This window comes from Falsiroseomonas oleicola, assembly GCF_019029495.1.
Lineage (GTDB): Bacteria > Pseudomonadota > Alphaproteobacteria > Acetobacterales > Acetobacteraceae > Falsiroseomonas > Falsiroseomonas oleicola.
In genome coordinates, this window is the sequence record NZ_JAERQM010000012.1 from 17198 (window position 1) to 38460 (window position 21263).

The window sequence follows — 21263 nt, forward strand, 5'->3', positions numbered from 1 at the left end:
GGGAGACTGGACATGCTCACCCGACGTGGCGCGCTTGGCGCCGGCCTTGCCACCGCAGCCCTGATCTCCGCGCGGGATGCCCGCGCCCAGGGCCGCACCTGCCGCTTCAGCCTGGACTGGGCGATCAGCGGCTCCACCGCCTTCGCCCAGGTGGCGGAACGCGGCGGCTATTTCCGGGAGGAGGGGGTGGATATCCGCCTCTCGCGCGGCTTCGGCTCCGGCCGCGTGCCGATCGATGTCGGCGGCGGCGCCTATGACATGGGCTTCGGCGATTTCTCGTCGATGGCGAAGTTCGCGGCGGAGAATCCCTCGGTCGGCATGATGTGCGTGCTGATGGTGTTCGACGGGCTGCCGCTGGTCGCCGTCTCCCGCGCCGATGGGCCGATCCGCACGCCCAAGGACTTGGAAGGCAAGCGCATCGCCGCGCCGGAGGGCGATGCAGGGCGCCAGATCTTTCCCGTGTTCGCGGAGGCCGCGGGCTTCGACGCGGCCAAGGTGCAATGGATCAGCGTGACGCCGCCGCTGCGCGAGCCGATGCTGATCCGCGGCCAGGCGGATGCCATCACCGGCTTCGTCAGCTCCACCGTCATCAGCCTGAAGGGGCTGGGCATGCCGGAGGCGCAGCAGCGCATCATGCGCTACCGCGACTATGGCGTGCCGCTGTATTCCAACTGCGTCATGACCACCCGCACCTATGCCGAGGCGAACCCCGCCGTGGTGCGCGGCGTGGTGCGCGCCATCGCGCGCGGCGTGCAATCCATGGTGGCCGATCCGGCGGCCTCCGCTGTCGCGGTGAAGGCGACGGAGCCGCTGGTGGACCAGGCGCTGGAGGAGGAGCGGGCGCGGCTGGTGAATGCCGAGCTCATCATGACCGACCATGTGAAGCAGCATGGCCTGTCCGCCATGGACCCGGCCCGGCTGGCGCGGTCGCTGGACATCCTGGAGAAGGTCTACGCCTTTCCGAGGCGGCCCTCGGCGGAGGAGCTTTACACCAGCGCCTATCTGCCCGGCGCTGCGGACTTGAAGCTGAGCTGACTCAGAAAGCCCTCTCCCCCCGTCGGGGGGAGAGGGCGCGCCCGGCTCCGCCTGCTACCGCCAGAGCCCCTTGGCCGCGAGCCAGTCCTGCACCAGCGCCGCCACCTGGTCGCTGTTGCGGTCCATCATCAGCATATGGCTGTTGCCGGGGATTCCACGGCTCGGCAGGTCCACATCCTCCACCGTGCCGCCGGCCGCCGTGATCGCCGCAGCGAAGGCGCGGGCGTTGCGGCGGATGACGGACCAGCGCGGGTCCTGGTCGACATAATCGCCATAGACCATCAATTGCGGCACATCCTTCAGCTTCGCGGCCTCCGCCGTCGCGCCGATGCCGGCGGGCTCGATCAGGACCAGCGCGCGGAACAGGTCCGGCCGCCGCTGCGCCACCTGCCAGGCCAGGGCGCCACCCTGGCTGTGCGCGATGACCACAGAAGGACCGACCCGCTCCAGCAGCGCGACATAGGCCGCGATCACATCGGCATCGGTGCCGAGGTAGCGGGCGACCACCTGGCGGGTGAAGGCTTCATAATGCTCGGTCGGGAACTGGTTGCCCGGCAGGACGGCGCGCGTGGCATAGGACCCCGCGCCGGTGCCGATGCGGAACCGCTCCCACGGATTCTGCGCCGGCAGGTGCAGCGGCGGCGCGTAGATCTCGGGCACCATGGCGGCGCCGCTGCGGCCACGCTCCACCGCATCCGTCACATAGGTGGCCCAGCCGCGGCGCAGGAAGAACTCGTCCCAGCCCGGCCGGCCATCCGGCGTCGTCTCATAGGTCACGCCGGTCAGATAGGCGCCGTGCCAGAGCATCAGCGGCGCCGCGCCGCGCTGCGGGGCGGGCACCATGAAGCGGGCATACATCTGCCCCACCATGTGGACGCCGTTCGGGTCGATGCGTAGTGGCACGCTGCCCGCGGTCGGCAGGTATTCGCGCACCGGCTGGCCCGAAAGCTCCACCTGCCGCCCGCCGACATGGAAGGAGCCGAAGCGCTCCAGCGCGATCGGCTGCGCCTGGGCCGCGCCGCCGAGGCCGAGACAGGCCGCGACCAGCGCGGCACCCCATTTGGTCATGACATTTCCCCTCACCCGGGTTCGGTCCCGGCTGGGGAGTATCCTATGATGCAGGACGCCGTCGCGCCTACCGCCCGGACAGTGATTTTTCGAACAGGTCGAGCAGCGCCACGCCGAAGGCCCGCATATTGGCGGCGCGGTCACCATGCCCGGTTTCCAGCGTCACCACGACCTCCACAGGCCCGCTGATCGCGAGGCAGCTATGCCCCGCCGCATCGCCATAGCGATTGCCGCTGGGGCCGGAGGCGCCGGTTTCCGCGATGCCCCAGACCGTGCCGAAACGCGTCCGCAGGGTCCGCGCCAGCAGCATGGCATAGGGTTCGGAGGAGGAGCGCATCCCCGCCATCTCGGTGGCCGTGATCCCCAGAAGCTGTTCCCGTGCCGTGGCCGTGTAGACCACCGCGCCGCCGAGGAAATAGGCACTGGCCCCCGGCACCGCGAGCAGGCTGGCCGAGACCAGCCCGCCGGCGGAGCTTTCGGCCACCGCCACCGTTTCGCGGCGCGCCTTCAACAGCGCGCCGACCGCCTCGCCCTTGGCAAACAGCGCCTGCATCTACTCCGCCGCCTGGGCATAGGCCTCAAGCGGCGCGCAGGTGCAGACCAGGTTGCGGTCGCCATGCACATTGTCCACCCGCTTCACCGGCGGCCAATACTTCTGGCGCGCCACGTAAGGCAGCGGGAAGGCGGCCTGTTCGCGCGAGTAGGGGTGCGACCAGTCGCTGGCCATCACCTCGGCGGCGGTGTGCGGCGCGTTCTTCAGCGGGTTGTCGGCGCGGTCCATGCGGCCCTGCTCGATGGCGCGGATCTCGCCGCGGATAGCGACCATGGCGGCGATGAAGCGGTCGAGCTCGCCCATCGTCTCGGACTCCGTCGGCTCCACCATCAGCGTGCCGGTCACCGGCCAGGACATGGTCGGCGCGTGGAAGCCGTAATCCTGAAGCCGCTTGGCGATATCCTCGACCGAGGCGCCGCCATTCTGCTGAAAGCCGCGGCAGTCCAGGATGCATTCATGGGCGACCATGCCCTGACTGCCGCGATAGAGCACCGGATAATGCTCGGCCAGTTTGGTCGCGATGTAGTTGGCATTGAGGATCGCCACCTGCGTCGCGCGCTTCAGCCCATCCGGCCCCATCATGCGGATATAGGCATAGGAGATCGGCAGGATGGAGGCGCTGCCGAAGGGTGCCGCCGCCACCGGCCCATGCGACGTCGCCATCGGCCCTGCCTCCGCCAGCATCGGATGCGACGGCAGATAGGGCGCCAGATGCGCGGCGACGCCGATCGGGCCGACGCCCGGCCCACCGCCGCCATGCGGGATGCAGAAGGTCTTGTGCAGGTTCAGGTGGCAGACATCGGCGCCGATGGCCGCCGGGCTGGTCAGCCCGACCTGCGCATTCATATTGGCGCCGTCCATATAGACCTGCCCGCCCTTCTCATGGATCAGGGCGCAGATTTCCCGGATGGCTTCCTCGAAGACGCCATGCGTGGAGGGGTAGGTGACCATCAGCGCGGCGAGCTTCGCCGCATGCTGCTCCGCCTTGGCGCGCAGATCGTCCAGATCGACATTGCCGTCCCGGTCGCAGCCCACCACCACCACCTTCATGCCCGCCATCACGGCGGAGGCCGGGTTGGTGCCATGGGCGGAAGATGGGATCAGGCAGATATCGCGGTGCAGGTCGCCGCGCGCGCGGTGCCAGGACCGGATCGCCAGCAGCCCCGCATATTCGCCGGCGCTGCCCGCATTCGGCTGCAGGGATACCGCGGCAAAGCCGGTCACCGCGCAGAGCCAGCTCTCCAGCCGCCGGATCATCTCCAGATAGCCGGTCGCCTGGTCCACCGGCACGAAGGGATGGATGTTGCCGAAACCGGGGAAGGTGACGGGGATCATCTCGGCCGTCGCGTTCAGCTTCATCGTGCAGGACCCCAGCGGGATCATGCTGCGGTTCAGCGCGACGTCCTTGTCCTCCAGCCGCTTCAGGTAGCGCAGCATGGCGTGTTCCGCGTGATGGCTGCGGAACACTTCCGCCGTCAGCACGGCGCTGCTGCGCGCCAGGGCGGCGGGGAAGCCGCCCTCGGGCATGATGCCATCCAGCTTCGGCGCGGCCTGGCCGCCGGCCTCGGCGATGGCCTCGACCAGCGCGAGCAGGTCGTCCCGGGTGACCGTCTCGTCCAGCGCGATGCCGACGCCGCCACCCTCATGCCGGGCGAGGTTGAAGCCGCGCTTCAGGGCGCCGGCGATCAGCGCCTCCGCCTTGCCGCCGGCCTCGATGCAGATGGTGTCGAAGAAGTCGGCATGGCGCAGCGCGAAGCCGGCGCGCTTCGCCGCCCCCGCCAGCAGCCGCGCCTGCAAGGCGACGCGCTTGGCAATCCGCGCAAGGCCTTCCGGCCCGTGCCACACGGCATACATGCTGGCCATGACGGCCAGCAGCACCTGCGCGGTGCAGATATTGCTCGTCGCCTTCTCGCGCCGGATATGCTGTTCGCGCGTCTGCAGGGCGAGGCGCATGGCCGGCTGGCCGGCGGCGTCCAGCGAGACGCCGACGAGGCGCCCGGGCATCAGCCGCTTATGCGCATCCTTCACCGCCATATAGCCGGCATGCGGCCCGCCAAAGCCCATCGGCACGCCGAAGCGCTGGGTGGAGCCGACGACGACATCGGCCCCCATCTCGCCCGGCGGCGTCAGCAGCACCAGCGACAGCGGATCGGCGGCGACGATGGCCAGGCCACCGGCCTCATGCACCGCCGCGATCTCCCGCGTCAGGTCACGGATTTCGCCGGTGGTGCCCGGATAGTTCAGCAGCAGCGCGAAGGGCTTTTCCGCCCGCACCGTCGCGATGATCTCGGCGGGCTTGGTCACCAGCACGCGGAAGCCCAGCGGCTCCGCCCGGCCCGCCACCACGGCGCGGGTCTGGGGATGCACATCCGCTGCGATGACGATGGTGTCGGACTTGCCGCGCGTCGCGGCATGGGCCAGCGCCATCGCCTCCGCCGCCGCCGTGCCCTCATCGAGCAGGGAGGCATTGGCCACCGGCAGGCCGGCGAGGTCGGTCACCATGGTCTGGAAGTTCAACAGCGCTTCCAGCCGGCCCTGGGCGAGTTCGGCCTGATAGGGCGTATAGGCCGTGTACCAGCCCGGATTCTCCAGCACATTGCGCAGGATGACCGGCGGCGTCAGCGTGCCGTGATAGCCGATGCCGATCAGCGACTTGATGTCCGCGCGGTTCTTCGCGGCCAGCGCGCGCAGCTCCGCGATGGTCTCCGCCTCCGTCGCCGCGGGCGGCAGCGGCAGGGGCGCGCTGCTGCGGATGGCGGCGGGCACGGTGCGGGCGGCCAGGGCCTCCAGGCTGTCCGTCCCGACCACCTTCAGCATGGCGGCGATCTCGGCGTCGGAGGGGCCGATATGGCGGCGGGCGAATTCGCCCTTGTCCTCCAGCGCGGCGAGGTCGGCGATGGCGCTCATGCCAGGCCGTCCACGAAGGCGGCGTAGGCGGCCTCATCCATCAGCGCGGCCACGGCCGCGGCATCGACGGCGGTCAGCTTGAAGAACCAGCCCTCCCCGGTCGGGTCGGAATTGATCAGCGCGGGATTCTCCCCCAGCGCCGCATTGCTTTCGGCGATGCGGCCGGCGAGGGGGGCATAGACGTCGGAGGCCGCCTTCACGCTTTCGACCACCGCGCAGGCCTCGCCCTCGGTGACGTCGCGGCCGGCCTCGGGCAGGTCGACGAAGACCACGTCGCCCAGCGCGTTCTGCGCGTGGTCGGTGATGCCGACGGTGGCGGTGTCACCCTCCAGCCGCACCCATTCATGATCCTTGGTGAAACGCAGTTCGGCCATGTCTCTGGGACCTTTTTTCAGCGGGCGTAGCGGTGGGGGATGAAAGGCAGGGCGGCGACGCGGCCGGGCAGGGCCTTGCCGCGCACCATCAGTTCGAGCGCCGTGCCATCGGCCGCCGCGCCGCGCGCGACATAGCCCATGGCGACGGGCGCATTGGCGGAGGGGCCGAAGCCGCCGGAGGTGATCTCGCCGACCACCTGGCCGCCGGCCTGCACCGGCGTGTGGCCACGGGCGGGCTGGCGGCCTTCCGGCTGGATGCCGATGCGCAGACGGCTCGGCCCGTTGTCGAGTTCGGCCCGGCAGCGCTCGGCGCCCTGAAAATCCCAGGCCATGCGGCGGCGCTTGCCCATGGTCCAGACCAGATTGGCTTCGACCGGGCTGGTGGTCTCGTCCAGGTCGTTGCCGTAGAGGCAGAGCCCGGCCTCCAGCCGCAGCGAATCGCGCGCACCAAGGCCCGCGGGCTGCACGCCCGGCAGCGCCAGCAGCGCCTTGGCCAGCATGTCGGCCTGTTCGGCAGGTACGGAGATCTCGACGCCATCCTCGCCCGTATAGCCGCTGCGGCTGACCAGACAGTTCACGCCGGCGATGCTGTGCTCGGCAAAATCCATGAACTTCATGGTGGCGATGCCGGGCGCCAGCGTGGCGAGCGCCGCCACCGCCTGCGGCCCCTGAAGCGCGATCAGCGCCCGGTCTGGCAGCGGCCGCAGCGTGACGCCGCTGGGCAGCACCGCCTCGATCGCCGGGATATCCAGATGCTTGCGGGAGGCGTTGAGCACCAGGAACAGCCGGTCGCCGCGATTGGCCACCATGAAGTCATCGAGGATGCCCCCCGTCTCCGTCATCAGCACGCCGTAGCGCTGGCGGCCGGGCTTCAGCCCCTGCACATCCGCCGGCGTCAGCTTTTCGAGGGCCGCCGCGGCACCTTCGCCCAACAGCTCTGCCTGACCCATATGGGAGACGTCGAACAGGCCGGCGCTGGCCCGCACATGCAGATGTTCCGTCAGGATGCCGGCGGGATATTGCACCGGCATGGCATAGCCGGCGAAGGGCACCATGCGCCCGCCCAATTCCCGGTGCAGCGATGCGAGCGGGGTCTCCAACAGTTCGGATTCGGCCACGGTGCCCCCAAAGGCTTCCCACCGCCGAAATGGCGCCGGGTGATCCGTGACCCCCCTCTGTCCGGTGACCTGAGAGATTCGGCCGGGTTCTTTGCGAACCGGACCTTACTCCGTCGGTGCCGCCCCCCGTTCGGAAGGCGAGCTTTCCAGAGACCCGTCGCCACCTTTCGGCGACATCCCACGCGGCCCTTTTGCCTGAGCGTTTCCGGGGGCCGGTTGCGCCTTCGGCGGCGTCCCGTCAGCCCGCCGGGCTGCCGCGACACTCTCTCCCGCGTGGTTCAGACGGGAGAGGCCCGTATGCCCGAGCGGACCCGCCCGCGCAACGGCGGTCTTGCCGAAGACCCCGCCCGACCTGATGGTATCCGGCCGGAACGACATGGGGAAACGATGCTGGAACTGACGGAAGCGGCGCTGCTGGCCGCCCTGCGCGGCTGGGTGGAGATCGAAAGCCCGACCCAGGATGTCGCCGCGGTGAACCGCATGGCCGACCATGTGGAGGCGAAGCTGCGCGCCATCGGCGCCCGAATCGAGCGCATTCCCGGCACCGACGGCTATGCCGATATCCTGATCGGCCGGATCGCGGGCGAGGAACCCGGCCCCGGCCTGCTGCTGCTGGGCCATATCGACACGGTGCATCCGGTCGGCACCCTGGCCACGAAGCTGCCCTTCCGGGTGGAGGGCGACCGCGCCTATGGCCCCGGCACCTATGACATGAAGGGCGGCAATGCGATGGCGCTGGCCGCGCTGGAACATATCCACGCCCAGGGCCGCCGGCCGCGCCTGCCGGTCAGTTTCATGATGATCCCGGATGAGGAGGCGGGCAGCCCCTCCTCCCGCGCCGCGATCGAGGCGGAGGCGCTGCGCCACGCGGCGGTGCTGGTGCCGGAACCTTCAGGGGAGGGCGGCCGGCTGACGGTCGGCCGGCACGGCATCGCGCGCTACCACCTGCGCACCATCGGCCGCCCCGCCCATGCCGGCGCCACCCATGCGGAGGGCCGTTCCGCCATCCGCGAAATGGCCCGGCAGGTGCTGGCGATCGAGGCGCTGACGGATTACGCGCGCAACTTCTACGTCAATATTGGCACGATTTCGGGCGGCACGCATGAGAACATGGTGCCGGTGGAATGCCGCGCCATCTGCTACGCGCTGGTGCCCACGGCGGTGGAGGCGGCGGAGCTGCGCGACGCCCTGTTCGCGCTGCGCCCGCATGACCCGGATGTGGTGCTGGAGGTGGTGCCCGGCCTGTCCCGCCCACCCTTCGCCAAGACCCCGGCGGGCCAGGCGCTGTACGATCAGGCCAAGGCGCTGGCGGCCGATGGCCCCTTCCCGGTGCTGGGGGAACGTGTGGCCGGCGGTGGCAGCGACGGCAATTTCACCGGCGCGCTCGGCGTGCCGACGCTGGACGGTCTCGGCGTCATCGGCGGCGGCCCGCACAGTTTTGAGGAGCACATCCTGACCGGCTGCCTGGTGCCACGCACCCGGCTGTTCGTGCGGCTGTTCGAGACGCTGGAAAGGCCGGGCTGACAGGGGGCAGGCAAGGCCGCGCGCCGTCGAAACACTGTTTCGGGGCGTTTCGTGCAACTGCGGCGCGAAGGCTTTGTCCTTGCAACGACCGATGGTCGGATTAGCGTGGCGACCTTCACGCCGGCCATGGTCGTAGAAGCGGGGGGCTGACCGATGTCGAATGTCGCGGGCAAGGCCTATGGGATGAACGTCGTCACCCCCATGCGGCCCTGGAAGACCTGGATCAACCGGCTGCTGTTCATGGTGGCGCGCACCCAGCCACAGCAATTGGGCGGGCTGCTGGGCCTTTCCATCATCCACTTCGCCCGCTGGGTGATGATCCGCCGCGACCAATGGCCCGATCTCGGCCAGGGCAGGCCTGTCATCGACAATGACTACATGCTGTTCGTCAGCAACTTCAACGGCACCTGGGACCAGTATATCGACGCCTTCAGCGACGGCATTCCCAACGGCCTGGACCTGTTCTGGTATTCCAGCACGAAATACCCGGGCTCCATCCCGATCACGCCCTTCAAGAACTACATCCGCGCCAACCAGATCGACACCGGCTACTACTACAACGCCACCCCCGGCGCGGCGCAGCGCGACATCAAGGCGGCGCTGCGGGTCTGGTCGGTGCTGGACGACCTGCGCACCCAGCATGCGAAACTGCCCCCGGCGGAATTCGCCGAGGCCTGGCGACGCGCCTTCGTCGCCATCCAGAACGACCTGCCCTCCCCGGGTCATGCGCCCGTGGCTAGCAACGACACCCAGAATGCCGACCTGAACCGAGAGGCGCTGATCCGCCGGCCGCGCGACTGAGGGGAGACGAACCATGCCCAATTTCGACGGCGGCCACTACTTCCTCACCGCCCTGGTGCCGATCCGCGGCGACCTCTGCGCCGATCCGCGCACGGATGCGACCGTCACCTCCCATCTGCATGAGCTGCGCGCGACGCTGGCGGCGCTGCCGACGGCCTTGCAGACCCCGGCGACGGAGAAGATCGGCCTCAACAGCCCCTTCGCGCGCGGCAACCGCACGCATTTTGCCCGCTTCGCCATTCTCGATGATGTGGCCTTCAACGGGCGCGGCCAGCGTGACCCGATCGCGGTGGCGCTGGGCCTGGGCAAGCAGCCGAGCGTGGCGGATCCGGTGGACCGGCTGCCCTGTTCCTACCTGATCTTCGTGGCGGATTTCGACGCGCCGGATGGCAGCCAGGCGGCGCTGGACGACTACCTGGCGCATCTCTGGCAGATCATGGAGCCGGAGCTGCGCAACATCTTCGGCCATTGCGACGGCCATGCGCGGCTGACCGATGCGGCGGGTTTTTCCGGGTTGATCCGCGCTTGCCAGGTCGAGACCACCATGCCCTTCAACGACTACTGGCAGGGCGCGCCGCCGCTCACGCCGCTGCCGCTGAAGCGCCTGCTGCTGCCGGCGCTGGTGGCGGCCGGGGCGCTGGTGCTGGGGCTGCTGATCGGCATCTTCGCGCAGGGCTGGCTGTGGCTGTCGCTGGCCGGGCTGGTGGCGCTGCCGGTCGCGCTGTGGTGGGCCTATTCCCGGGTGATGGCGGCCGCCGCCGTGCCCTTCCCGATGGCGCCGCGCTCCGACCTGCCATCGGTTTTGAAGGCGCTGTATCTGCAACAGCAGGTCACCCGCTTCGCCATCGACACCCAGGGCGCGGACCCCGCGACGCTGCACGCCGCCTTCGGCGACTTCCTGGCGCGCCACAGGCCGGAGGATGCGGCCGCACCCACCCAGCGCCCCGGCGTGGTCAAGTGCTGAGGAGATCATGAGCATGGCCGTGCAGCTCGACCTCGCCGATATCCAGGGCAATGTCCTCACCGCCTATGGCCGCCTCGGCTTTCCCAAGGGGCGCTTCCTGCTGCTGAACATCGCGGATGCGCGGGCCGGGCGCACCTTGCTCGACATGCTGCGGCCCTATGTCACCACGGCGTTGCGCTGGCCCTCCTCCAAGGACAAGGAACCACCGCCCGGCACGGTGTTCCAGCGCCGGCCGCAGGTGGCGGTGAATGTCGCCTTCACCTTCTGGGGTCTGCTGGCGCTCGGCGTGCCGATCCGCACGCTGCGCGGCATGCCCGATGAATTCATCGACGGCATGCCCGCCCGCGCCGACATCCTTTGCGACAATTTCCCGAAACACATCGAGGAGGCCTGGGACCCGGTCTGGCTCTGGCGCGACGATCCCAGGCGGCGCGTGCATGTGCTGCTGACGCTGAACGCGCAGATGAACGATGACGGCACGCCGGTGGAGCGCCTCGATGAGGTAACGCGGGAGATTCTCGGCTTCATTCATGCGATGCAGGGGAAGGTCACGCTGCTGTCGGGCCATCGCGGCGCGGATGAGCGCTGGCAGGATCTGTCGGCGCTGCTGGGCAGCCTGCCGGATGGCACGAAGACCCCGCTGCCCACCGAGCATTTTGGCTTCGTTGACGCCATTGGTGACCCGGTCTTCGAGGGCCAGCATGAACCGGACAAGATGGCCGCGCGGGTGGTCGGCCAGGGCAAGCTGCTGCCGGACCAGAGCTGGGCGCCGCTCGCCGCGGGCGAATTCCTGCTCGGCCATCCGGATGAATCGCAGGAGATCGCCGGCGGCCCCATGCCACTGGATTTCGCCCGCAACGGCACCTTCATCGCCTATCGCAAGCTGCACCAGAACGTCGCCGCGTTCCGCGATGCCATGGACCGCATGGCGGTGACATTCGCCAAGGTGATGCAGGTGGGGCAGGAGGAGGCCTGCGAGACGCTGAAGGCCAAGATCGCCGGCCGCTGGTCGGATGGCGTGCCGCTGATCTCCGCGCCGACCTATCCCGAATGGCGCGCCGTGCAGGCGCGGCGCGTCGCGGCGGCGAAGGCGGGGGACAGGGCGACGCTGGCGGCGCTCGACCGTGCGCTGGTGGACTTCACCTTCCGCGACGATCCGCTGGGCGCCAAATGCCCCTTCGGATCGCATCTGCGGCGTTCCAATACGCGCGACATGATGGACCCGCTGCTGACATCCCCGGATCCGAAGAAATGGGGTGGCTCCGTGCTGAACAATCGCCGCCGGTTGTTGCGCCGCGGACTGCCCTATGGCGAGGCCGCGCCCGGCGCGACGGTGGATGACCAGGAGCATGGCATCGTCATGCTCGCCACCTGCGCCAGCCTGTTCCGGCAGTTCGAATTCGTGCAGCAGCAATGGATGCAGTACGGGCTGGACTTCAACACCGGCAACGACACCTGCCCGATCGTCGGCAATCACGGCGAGGATGCGAAATTCGTCATCGCCGCCGACCCCGCCTCCGGCAAGCCGCCCTTCATCTGCGACCGTCTGCCGCAATTCGTGGAGACGCGCGGTGGCGAGTATTTCTTCGTCCCCAGCATGACGGCGTTGCGCATGATCGCCGCCGGAATCGTGGACCCGACATGAGCGGGCTCCTGGGGAATGCGGCGCGCGCGACTGCGGTGCGCCTCGGCATGGCGGGCGCGGCGCTGGGTGCTGCCGGGAAGCTCGCGCTGCGCGGCGCCAGGGCCTATTCCGGTGGCGCTGACGGAAGAAAGCAGCGCATCGCCGCGCTGCTCGGCGCCACGGCGAATCAGCGGCTGGTCTTCGCGCTGCTGCGTGCGGCGAAGCCGAACCTTGCGCTGAGCCGCAAGCTGATCGCGGCCTATGACAACACCGGCACCGTCATCGTCACCCGCCATGCCGATGTGACGGAGGTGCTGGAACGCGAGACGGATTTCGCCGTCGTCTACGAACCCAAGATGCGCGCCATCACCGCCGGCGAGAACTTCTTCCTCGGCATGCAGGACAGCCCGGCCTATACGCGGGACGTGTCCAACATGCGCCTCGCCGTGCGGCGCAGCGACCTGCCGGACATCGTGATTCCCTTTGTGGCATCGCAGGCGGAGGCGATCGTGGCCGGCAGCGGCGGCGCGCTGGATGTGCCGCAGGCGCTGACCCTGCCGGTGCTGACCGGCTTGCTCGGCCATTACTTCGGCACGCCCGGCCCCTCCGGCCCCGTCATGGCCGATTGGACCACGCGGATGTTCTGGTACCTCTTCGTCGACCTGGCGGGAGAGGAGGCGGTGACGCAGGCGGCGATGCGGGCCGCCGCCGAATGCCGCGGCTGGCTGGATGTCGCCATCGCCGCCCGCAAATCCGCCCCGGCCGGCACGGACCAGGTGCTGGACCGCTGCCTCACCTTGCAGGCGGCGGGCGTGCCGGGGATGGACGACCTCGGCATCCGCAACAACCTGATCGGCTTGTTGATCGGCCTGGTGCCCACCCTGTCCAAGGCCAGCGTCAAGGCGCTGGACGTGCTGCTGGACCGGCCCGAAGCGCTGGAGGCCGCCCAGGCCGCCGCCCGCGCCGATGACGATGCCGCGCTCGCCGCCATAGTCTGGGAGGCGCTGCGCTTCGACCCCGTGAACCCCTTCATCTATCGCCGCGCGGTGCGGGAGACGGTGATCGCGCGCGGCACGCTGCGGGCGCGGCGCGTGCCGGAAGGGGCGATGGTGCTGGCGGCCAACCTCTCCGCCATGTTCGACCCCATCGCGCTGCAAAAGCCCGAGGAATTCCGGGCGGGGCGGGAGGCGGGCGGCTACATCCTCTGGGGCTATGGCATGCACACCTGCTTCGGCGCGCATATCAACCAGGCGGTGATTCCGCAGATGCTGAAGCCGCTGCTGCGCCGCCAGGGGCTGCGCCGTGCGCCCGGGGCGGCCGGGCAGGTGGATGGCGCGGGCACCCCCTTCCCGGTGCACTTTCGGCTGGAATTCGACAGTCTGTAACCGCTTGCGGGCGCCGCCGCGCAATGGTCTGCTGACCAAAAGCGGAGGACACGACATGGCGCGCCTGCCCTATCGCGACGCGGACGAGCTGGCGGCGGAGGACAAGCCGCTTCTGGTGCGGCCGGTCAATCTGTACCGCGCCATGGTGAACAATCCGGGGATCACCCGCGCCTTCCTCGGCCTGGCCAACCAGATCCGCCACCAGGGCGTGCTGGATGGGCGGCTGCGCGAACTGGCGATCCTCCAGGTCGGCTGGGTCACGCGCTCCCCCTATGAATGGTCGCATCATGTGGCTATCGGGCGCGGTTTTGGCGTGACGGATGCCGATCTGCACGCCATCGCGGCGGAGACGCGGGGCGAGGCCAGCGGGTTGGAACCCATCGCCCGTGCCGTGCTGCGCGCGGCGCGGGAGATGGCGGAAGGCGCGGATGCGCTGCGCGACGTCACCTTCACGGAGTTGCGCGCCTATCTCGACGAGCCGGCGCTGACGGAGCTGCTGGTGGTGGTTGCCTTCTACTGCGGCGTGGTGCGATTCCTGGGCGCGGCGGGCATCGAGGTGGAGCCGGATTACCAGCCGCATCTCAATGCCTTTCCGCTACCTTCAGACTGATCAGCCCGCCAGCCAGTCCGGAGTGACGACAAGCCCCAACAGTTCCGCCAGCGCCTGCCATTCCGGCTGGACGTTTTCCGAGCCGAACAGAAAGTTCACCGTGCCGAGGCAGGCGCCCGCATGCAGGATCGGCACGTTGACGATGCTGCGCAGGCCGAGGCCCAGGATCAGCTTGTGGTCGTCGAAGAAAGCCGTGATGGCGGCAGCACCTTCGCCAACAAAAACCTTCCGCTCCTCCAGCACATGCCGTCCCCAGGCGGTGTCCCGCTTCGGCTTGGCGCCGCCGACCGGATAGGCGGCGGCGTCGGTGCTGAAGATGCGGCGCACCGTCATGGTCGCCGCGTCGAAGCGCATGGCGGTGCACAGCCCATGGCCCATCGCCTGCCGCGCCACCGCCTCCGCCGCCCCCAGCAGGGCCAGCGGCCGCGCATCGCGCGCGGCCGCCGTCAACAAGGCCCTTTGTGGCGCGGTCAGCACCGCATCAGGCATCGGTCATGCCGATGCCCAGCTCCCGGATCACGCGGCCCCATTTCTCGGCATCGGCCCGCAGCGTGCGGCCGAAGGCATCGGCGGATTCATTCACCACCTCCACGCCGATCGCCGCCATGCGGTCCTTCACCTCCGGCTGCATCAGCGCCTTGTTGATCTCCGCGTTGATCTGGGTGACGAGGGTCGCCGGCATGCCCTTCGGCCCCAGCGCGCCGTACCACACCGCCATCTCATAGCCCGGCACGGTTTCCGCGACGGTGGGCACATCCGGCAGCAGGCTGGAACGGCGGCCTTCCGTCACGGCCAGCAGCCGCAGCCGGCCGTCGCGGACATGGCTCAGGGTCTGGGTGCCGGCGCTGAAGAACAGCTGGGTCTGGCCGCCCACCGTGTCCTGCACCGCCGGCGCACCGCCGCGATAGGGCACATGCACCATCTCCACCCCCGCCATGCGTTCGAACATCGCCGCGCAGAGATGGTTGGTGGAACCGAGGCCGGCGGAGGCATAGGCCACCTTGCCCGGGTTCGCCTTGCAATAGGCGATGAACTCCGGAACCGTATTGGCGGGCACGGAGGGGTGGATGACCATCGTGTTCAGCACATAGGCCAGCAGCGCGATGGCGGTGAAATCCTCGGCACCGTTGAAGGGCATGTTGTTGAACAGCGCATCGTTCATCGCATGCGTGCTCATCGACCCGAACAGCAGCGAATAGCCATCCGGCCGCGACCGCGCCACGACGTTGGAGCCGATATTGCCGGAGGCGCCGGAGCGGTTCTCCACCACGAAGGGCTGGCCGAGGGAGCGGCGCAGCGGCTCCGCCAGCACGCGCGCCAGGATATCCGTGGTGCCGCCAGCGGCCCAGGGCACGACGATGCTGACGGGGCGGTTCGGGTAGCGGTCCTGCGCGAAGGCCGGGGCGGCGGCGAGGCCGAGACCGGCGGCCAGGGCCGTGCGGCGGGTGATCTGGGTCATGCTCTGCATCCTTATGCCGGCGACGGCCGGCGGCTGGGGAAGAAGGGTGTCAGGCGGCGTCCGAGAAGCGCCCGGCATCGGTCGCCTGGATCGCCTGGTGGATCGATTGCAGGTGCTGCCACATGGCGCGGTGCGCCTGGGCTGCATCCCGGTCGGCAATCGCCTCCGCCACCGCCTGGTGTTCGGCGGCGGCCTGGCGGCGCAGTGCGGGGGTGGCGATCAAGCCGCGCAGATGGCCCCAGGCGGTGCCGGCGCGGCAGGCCTCGATCTGCTCGAAGGCGTCGCGCAGCAGGGTGTTCTGGCAGGCGGCGGCCACCGCGCGGTGGAAGCTGGCGTCCCAGCGGCCCCAGCTTTCCTCGTCCTTCGCCTCCACCCCACGGCTGGCGCAGCGGCGGATGGCCTCGATATCGGCGGGCGTCGCCTTCAGCGCGGCGAGCGAAGCCAAGGCCGGCTCCAGCGTGCGCCGCGCCTCCATCACCGCCAACGGGTCGCTGGCCAGGGCCCGGCTGGCGGGGCCGGCGGCGGGCTTCAGGCCGAGCCAGGTGCCCTGGCCGACGCCGCGCCAGACGCGCCGTTCCAGTTCCATCCGCTGCAGCACACCCCGCAAGGCGCGGCGGCTGAGCCCCAGCAGGGGGGCGAGTTCGCGTTCCGGCGGCAGGCGGTCGCCCTCCCGCAGCCCTGCCTCATGCAGGTGGCGTTCCAGGCGGGCGCGGGCGTCATCCTCGGTGTTCATGGAACCAGACTAGTATTGGTCCTGGAAAATGGGAAGAGGATGCGGCAATGAGGGCCGGATATCCGCCAGTGAGGCGGAACCAATTTCAATTGGTTCAGGAGAGGCCCCATCTTCACCACGCGCCCAGAGCTCCGCGGCACCTTCGGGGCCATCGCCACCACCCATTGGATCGCCAGCGCCGTCGGCATGTCGGTGCTGGAGCGCGGCGGCAATGCCTTCGACGCCGCCATCGCCGCCGGCTTCGTGCTGCAGGTGGTGGAGCCGCATCTGAACGGCCCGGGCGGGGAGGTGCCGATCATCCTGCAACACCCCGGCCAGGTGCCGCAGGTGATCTGCGGCCAGGGCCCCATGCCGATGGCGGCGACGCCGGAACGCTTTTTCGAACTCGGCCTGAAACAGGTGCCCGGCACCGGCCTGCTGCCGGCCGTGGTGCCAGGTGCCTTCGATGCCTGGATGCTGCTGCTGCGCGACCATGGCACCTGGTCGCCCCGCGCCGTGCTGGAAGCCGCCATCGGCTATGCCGAGGACGGCTTTCCGGTGCTGCCCCGCGTCGCCTCCAGCATCCTGCCGGCCAAGGACTTCTTCCCCGCCGAATGGCCCAGCTCCGCCGAGGTGTGGTTGCCGGGCGGGGAGGTGCCGCGCCCGCGCGCCTTGCTGCGCACGCCCGGCATCGCCGCCACCTATCGCCGTATCCTGGCCGAGACGGAGGCCGTTGGCGGCAACCGCGAGGCGCAGATCGAGGCCGCCCGCCGCGCCTTCTACCAGGGTTTTGTTGCGGAGGCGGTGGACCGCTTTTACCGTCAGGCGGAGCTGATGGATTCCTCCGGCCGCCGCCATCGCGGCCTGCTGACCGGCGCGGACATGGCCCGCTACAGCGCCCGGGTGGAGCCCACCGTCGCCCGCGACTATCACGGCGTGACCGTCCACAAGACCGGCCCCTGGGGCCAGGGTCCCGTGCTGTTGCAGGCGCTGGCGCTGCTGGAGGGTTTTGACCTCGCCGCCATGGACCCGGCCGGGGAGCGCTTCATCCACACCATCGTCGAATGCCTGAAGCTGGCCTATGCGGATCGGGAGGTGTTCTACGGCGATCCGGATGCGGTGGAGGTGCCGCTGGCGACGCTGCTCTCGGCCGACTATGCCGCCACCCGCCGCGCTTTGGTGACGGAACAGGCCTCCATGGAACTGCGCCCCGGCGACCTGCCGGGCGCGGCGCAGCGGATGCGGGAGGTGCTGGCGATGGCCGGCGCGGAGAGGCCCGTGGGCCTCGGCCATGGCGAGCCCACCTTCGCGCCGCTGCCGGTGGAGTGGGGCGACACGGTGCATCTGGATGTGGTGGATCGCTGGGGCAACATGGTCTCCGCCACCCCCTCCGGCGGCTGGCTGCAAAGCTCGCCGGCCGTGCCGGGGCTGGGCTTCTCCATCTCCACCCGCGGGCAGATGTGCTGGCTGGCGCCGGGCCATCCCAGCACGCTGCGCCCCGGCATGCGCCCGCGCACCACGCTGACGCCGACGCTGGTGACGCGGGACGGCGAGGCCGTCCTGGCGCTCGGCACGCCGGGCGGCGACCAGCAGGACCAATGGACCCTGGCCGTGCTGCTGCGGCATCTGCATCACGGGCTGGACCTGCAGGCCGCCATCGACCTGCCGCTCTTCACCAGCCGCCATTTCCCGCAGAGCTTCTATCCGCGCACGGTGGAGCCCGGGAAGCTGCTGCTGGAGGAGCGCTTCGGGCCGGAGGTCATCGCGGCCCTGCAGGCGCGCGGTCATGGCGTGAAGGTGGAGCCGCCCTGGTCGCTCGGCCGGGTCTGTGCGGTTGGGCGGCGGGATGGTTTTGTGCTCGCCGCCGCCACCCCCCGGCTGATGCAGGCCTATGCCATCGGGCGCTGATCAGATCTTCTGTGACGTCGCACCTTCGGCCGTCACGCTCTCCCGAAAGGCGAAGCCAATGCCGGGGCGGTCGGGCAGTTGCATCACGCCCCGCTCCGGCGTCATGTCCTCCGACAGGCGCTGGCGCAAGGCGAGCTGCGCGCCGTGCATCTCCAGCAGCCCGCCCTGGGCATGGCCGCCCATCAGCGCCGCATTGGCGATGTCCCAGCCACCGGCATGCGCCACCGGCGTGCCATAGGCTTCCGCGAGCGTCAGGATGCGCAGCGCGGCGCTGATGCCGCCGCAGAAGGCGGCATTGGGCTGCAGCCAGTCCACCGCGCCCATCGCCAGCGCGTCGCGGAACCAGGCCATGGACTGCACCATCTGCCCGGCGCCGATGGGGATGCGGATGGCGCGGCGCAGGCTGGCCAGCGCGGCGAGGTCGTTGCCCAGCACCGGTTCCTCGAACCAGGCGATGTCACACTCCTCCACCAGCATCGCCAGGCGGCGGGCAGTGGCGACATCCAACCCGCAATTGGCATCGAGCATCAGCAGCGGTTCCGCACCGAGCGCGTCCCGCACCGCGCGCACCCGTTTTGCATCCTCCGCCACGCCACGCCCGCCGGCGGCGACCAGCATCTTCACGCCGCGAAAGCCCTGCTCGACCGCGTCGTGGCAGACTTTTACGAGTTGCGCCTCGTCATAGCCGGGCAGGCCGACGGTGGCGTAGCAGGGCACCGCGGATCGCGCGCCGCCGAGCAGCCGCCATAAGGGCTCCCCCAGCCCGCGTGCCCGCAAATCCCACAACGCCATGTCCAGTGCCGACAAAGCGGAGACGAAGGCGCCGGTGGCGTTGCGGGTGTTGTACTGCGCGGTCAGGCGCGGGCCGATGGCCTCGATGGCCCGCGCATCCGCGCCGCGCAGCGGTTCCTCCATGCGCTGGATCAGCGCTGCCACCTCCTCCGCCAGGAAGCGGCCGGTGACGCCGGTGCCGACCAGGCCATCCTCGGTCTCCACGCGGCAGCGCACGAAGGTAGGCGTCTCGCGCCCGGCATAGTTGGCGGCGGCCTTCACGGCCGGCAGGCGCTCGACCTGCGCGGTGATGGCGCGGATGCGGGTCATGCTGTTCTCTCCCTCATGTGCCGTCCTGCGCGGCTTGTCCGATGGCTTCCAGGAAGCGCGCGCGGCCGAGGCGCGCATGCGCCTCCGCCAGCCCCCGCGCGCGCGCCGCATCACCGCGCAGGATGGCCTGCATCAGGGCGCGGTGCTCGTCATTGGCCTCCGTCATATGGCCGGGGCGTTCGAAGGAACGGCGGCGCAGCAGCAGCAGCTTGCGAGTGAGCTGCGCATAGAGCGCCTCCGCCTCCCGGTTGCCGCCGAAGGCCAGGATGCGGGCGTGGAAGTCGGAATTGATGCGGAAGAATCCTTCCCTGTCGCCATGCACGATCGCCGCATCCATCGCATCGACCATGATGCGCAGCACCAGCGCCTGACCGGCGCTGATCCTATCCGCGGCGCGGGCGGCGGCCAGGCCGAACAGCGCGCCGTTGATCTCGTAGATATCCATCGCCTCGTCCTGGCCGAGGCTGCGGACGAAGGCGCCGCGATTCATGATGACGGTGACGAGACCGGTCTTTTCCAGTGCCCGCGCTGCTTCCCGCACCGGGCCGCGCGAGACGCCGAGCGCGCGGGCCAGCGCCACCTCGTTCAGCCTCTCGCCCGGCCGCAGCGTGCCATCGAGGATCAGCGCCTGAAGCCGACGCGCGACATCGAGGCCCAGCGGATGTGTGCGACGCAGCAAGGCATTTGCGTGCGGCGCAGCATCGCCATCGCGGCGTCGCGGTGACGTGGCGGTGGGTTCGGGCAGCGTCAGTGGCATCAGCGCATCTGCCATCCCGGAAAGTGTTTACAGTTTCCTCTGAGCCTGACAAGCTGACGTCAGAGCGAAAAAGAACCACCTCGGGAGGAGGTCGCCCATGGCCAAGCCAAGGCGAAGCCACGCTGTGTCGCGCCGCGCTGTGTCGCAGGGGATGCGCGGCGCATGACGCAGGATGCCACCATCACCGGCCTGCCGCTGTCCGGATTGCGCGTGCTGGACCTGACGGTCGCGCGTGCCGGCCCCACCTGCGTGCGCCATCTGGCGGATTGGGGGGCGGAGGTGATTCGCATCGCGCCGCCTTCCGCCGATGCGGGCGACATCACCGGCGACCAGGACGGCTTCGACTACCAGAACCTGCACCGCAACAAGCGCGCCATGCAGATCGACCTGAAGACGGAGGCGGGGAAGGCGATCTTCTTCCAGCTCGCCGCCACGGCCGATGTGGTGATCGAGAATATGCGCGCGGCGGTGAAATTCCGGCTGGGCGTGGACTATGCCAGCGTCAGCGCGGTCAATCCGCGCATCGTCTATGGCAGCATCTCCGGCTTCGGGCAGGACGGGCCCTATGGCCACCGCGCCGGTGTCGACCAGATCGCGCAGGGCATGGGCGGGCTGATGAGCATCACCGGCGTGCCGGGCGCGGGGCTGGTGCGCGTCGGCATTCCGATCGCCGACCTCACGGCCGGCAATCTGCTGGCGCTGGCGGTGATGATGGCGCTGTATGATCGCACCCGCACCGGGCGTGGCCGCTGGGTGCATACCAGCCTGCTGGAAGTCATGGTCTTCATGCTGGATTTCCAGGCCAGCCGCTGGCTGCTGGCCGGCGAGGTGGCGGGGCAGGCGGGCAATGACCACCCGACCTCCATCCCCACCGGCGTCTATCCCACGGCGGATCGCCCCATCGCGCTGGCGGCATCCTCGCCGCGCATGTGGGAACGGTTCTGCGACGCGCTGGACAAGCCGGAATGGAAGACGCGCCCGGGCTGGAACACGCGCGACGGGCGTTCCGCCGACCGCGCCGCGATCAATGCGGCGATCAGCGAGGTGACCCGCACCAAGCCGAGCCTGCATTGGATCGAGATCCTGGACCCCGCGGGCATTCCCTGCGGCCCGATCAACACCATCGACCAGACTTTTGGTGATCCGCAGGTGCAGCATCTGCAGATGGCCAAGCCCGTTGCGCATCCGCGCCTCGGCGACCAGAAACTGGTGCGCAACCCGATCAACATGGCGGATGTGGACTGGGACATCCGCAACGCCACGCCGGATGCCGGCCAGCACACCGATGCGGTGCTGGCGGAGCTGGGCCATTCCCCCGACGACATCGCCAAGCTGCGCGCCGCGCGCATCGTGCAATAGGAGC

19 protein-coding genes and 2 riboswitches are annotated in these 21263 nt (G+C 69.7%); of the genes, 9 read left to right on the forward strand and 10 right to left on the reverse strand.

Going from position 1 to position 21263, the window contains the following annotated elements; translation table 11 throughout:
* The first annotated feature begins 12 nt into the window (after positions 1-12).
* On the forward strand, positions 13-1035 hold the full coding sequence (locus tag JJQ90_RS25600) for an ABC transporter substrate-binding protein (RefSeq protein ID WP_216879142.1): 1023 nt from the start codon (positions 13-15) through the stop codon (positions 1033-1035).
* Between the two features lie 54 nt (positions 1036-1089).
* Here JJQ90_RS25600 and JJQ90_RS25605 read toward each other — a convergent pair whose 3' ends face one another.
* The 5 genes from JJQ90_RS25605 to gcvT all read right to left on the reverse strand — a co-directional run bounded on the left by JJQ90_RS25605 (position 1090) and on the right by gcvT (position 7055).
* On the reverse strand, positions 1090-2103 hold the full coding sequence (locus tag JJQ90_RS25605; protein WP_216879143.1) for an alpha/beta fold hydrolase: 1014 nt from the start codon (positions 2101-2103) through the stop codon (positions 1090-1092).
* Between the two features lie 67 nt (positions 2104-2170).
* Positions 2171-2656, reverse strand: coding sequence for a CinA family protein (locus JJQ90_RS25610; protein ID WP_216879144.1), 486 nt, complete (start codon positions 2654-2656; stop codon positions 2171-2173).
* The gene (gene gcvP / locus JJQ90_RS25615) at positions 2657-5563 is read right to left on the reverse strand and encodes an aminomethyl-transferring glycine dehydrogenase (protein ID WP_216879145.1); all 2907 of its coding nucleotides are present in this window, start codon (positions 5561-5563) and stop codon (positions 2657-2659) included.
* Positions 5560-5937 carry a glycine cleavage system protein GcvH gene (gcvH, locus tag JJQ90_RS25620; protein ID WP_216879146.1) on the reverse strand — a complete coding sequence of 126 codons (378 nt, stop codon included), beginning with the start codon at positions 5935-5937 and terminating at the stop codon, positions 5560-5562. The genes gcvP and gcvH overlap by 4 nt, the downstream gene beginning before the upstream one ends.
* Positions 5938-5954: 17 nt before the next feature.
* On the reverse strand, positions 5955-7055 hold the full coding sequence (gene gcvT, locus JJQ90_RS25625) for a glycine cleavage system aminomethyltransferase GcvT (protein ID WP_329959521.1): 1101 nt from the start codon (positions 7053-7055) through the stop codon (positions 5955-5957).
* Between the two features lie 47 nt (positions 7056-7102).
* Positions 7103-7215, reverse strand: a riboswitch (glycine riboswitch).
* 13 nt (positions 7216-7228) lie between these two features.
* Positions 7229-7337: riboswitch (glycine riboswitch) on the reverse strand.
* A 105-nt stretch (positions 7338-7442) separates the two neighbouring features.
* Between gcvT and JJQ90_RS25630 the strand changes: the two genes are divergently transcribed.
* From JJQ90_RS25630 to JJQ90_RS25655, 6 genes are all read left to right on the forward strand, one after another.
* A complete protein-coding gene (locus tag JJQ90_RS25630; protein WP_216879147.1) occupies positions 7443-8579 on the forward strand; it encodes a M20 family metallopeptidase in 1137 nt (378 codons plus the stop codon).
* Between the two features lie 153 nt (positions 8580-8732).
* Complete coding sequence (locus JJQ90_RS25635; RefSeq protein WP_216879148.1) at positions 8733-9380, forward strand: hypothetical protein; 648 nt, start codon at positions 8733-8735, stop codon at positions 9378-9380.
* A gap of 13 nt (positions 9381-9393) precedes the next feature.
* The gene (locus JJQ90_RS25640; RefSeq protein WP_216879149.1) at positions 9394-10344 is read left to right on the forward strand and encodes a hypothetical protein; all 951 of its coding nucleotides are present in this window, start codon (positions 9394-9396) and stop codon (positions 10342-10344) included.
* Positions 10345-10351: 7 nt separating this feature from the next.
* Positions 10352-11989: a Dyp-type peroxidase gene (locus JJQ90_RS25645; protein ID WP_216879150.1), complete on the forward strand. Its 1638-nt coding sequence runs from the start codon at positions 10352-10354 to the stop codon at positions 11987-11989.
* Positions 11986-13353, forward strand: coding sequence for a cytochrome P450 (locus tag JJQ90_RS25650; RefSeq protein ID WP_216879151.1), 1368 nt, complete (start codon positions 11986-11988; stop codon positions 13351-13353). The genes JJQ90_RS25645 and JJQ90_RS25650 overlap by 4 nt, the downstream gene beginning before the upstream one ends.
* Before the next feature lie 55 nt (positions 13354-13408).
* Positions 13409-13963, forward strand: coding sequence for a carboxymuconolactone decarboxylase family protein (locus tag JJQ90_RS25655; RefSeq protein ID WP_216879152.1), 555 nt, complete (start codon positions 13409-13411; stop codon positions 13961-13963).
* Here the strand turns inward: JJQ90_RS25655 and JJQ90_RS25660 are convergent, their stop codons facing one another.
* From JJQ90_RS25660 to JJQ90_RS25670, 3 genes are read right to left on the reverse strand one after another with little or no spacing between them, the layout of a single operon-like run.
* Positions 13964-14452, reverse strand: a complete 489-nt coding sequence (locus JJQ90_RS25660; RefSeq protein ID WP_216879153.1) for a GAF domain-containing protein — start codon at positions 14450-14452, stop codon at positions 13964-13966.
* Complete coding sequence (locus JJQ90_RS25665; protein WP_216879154.1) at positions 14445-15422, reverse strand: Bug family tripartite tricarboxylate transporter substrate binding protein; 978 nt, start codon at positions 15420-15422, stop codon at positions 14445-14447. Before JJQ90_RS25665 ends, JJQ90_RS25660 begins: the two co-directional genes overlap by 8 nt.
* 49 nt (positions 15423-15471) lie before the next feature.
* Entirely contained in the window at positions 15472-16155 is a 684-nt protein-coding gene (locus JJQ90_RS25670; protein WP_216879155.1) for a FadR/GntR family transcriptional regulator, read from the reverse strand.
* 186 nt (positions 16156-16341) lie between these two features.
* Between JJQ90_RS25670 and JJQ90_RS25675 the strand changes: the two genes are divergently transcribed.
* Positions 16342-18042 carry a gamma-glutamyltransferase family protein gene (locus tag JJQ90_RS25675; RefSeq protein WP_230410994.1) on the forward strand — a complete coding sequence of 567 codons (1701 nt, stop codon included), beginning with the start codon at positions 16342-16344 and terminating at the stop codon, positions 18040-18042.
* On the opposite strand, the gene JJQ90_RS25680 is transcribed toward JJQ90_RS25675, so the two are convergent.
* Together JJQ90_RS25680 and JJQ90_RS25685 are read right to left on the reverse strand one after the other, a co-directional pair.
* The gene (locus JJQ90_RS25680; protein WP_216879156.1) at positions 18043-19143 is read right to left on the reverse strand and encodes a mandelate racemase/muconate lactonizing enzyme family protein; all 1101 of its coding nucleotides are present in this window, start codon (positions 19141-19143) and stop codon (positions 18043-18045) included.
* Positions 19144-19156: 13 nt separating this feature from the next.
* Positions 19157-19822 (reverse strand): GntR family transcriptional regulator, encoded by a 666-nt coding sequence (locus JJQ90_RS25685; RefSeq protein WP_216879157.1) that lies wholly within the window; start codon positions 19820-19822, stop codon positions 19157-19159.
* Between the two features lie 240 nt (positions 19823-20062).
* Here JJQ90_RS25685 and JJQ90_RS25690 point away from each other — a divergent pair, with 240 nt between their 5' ends.
* Positions 20063-21259, forward strand: a complete 1197-nt coding sequence (locus JJQ90_RS25690) for a CaiB/BaiF CoA transferase family protein (RefSeq protein ID WP_216879158.1) — start codon at positions 20063-20065, stop codon at positions 21257-21259.
* Positions 21260-21263: the final 4 nt, after the last annotated feature.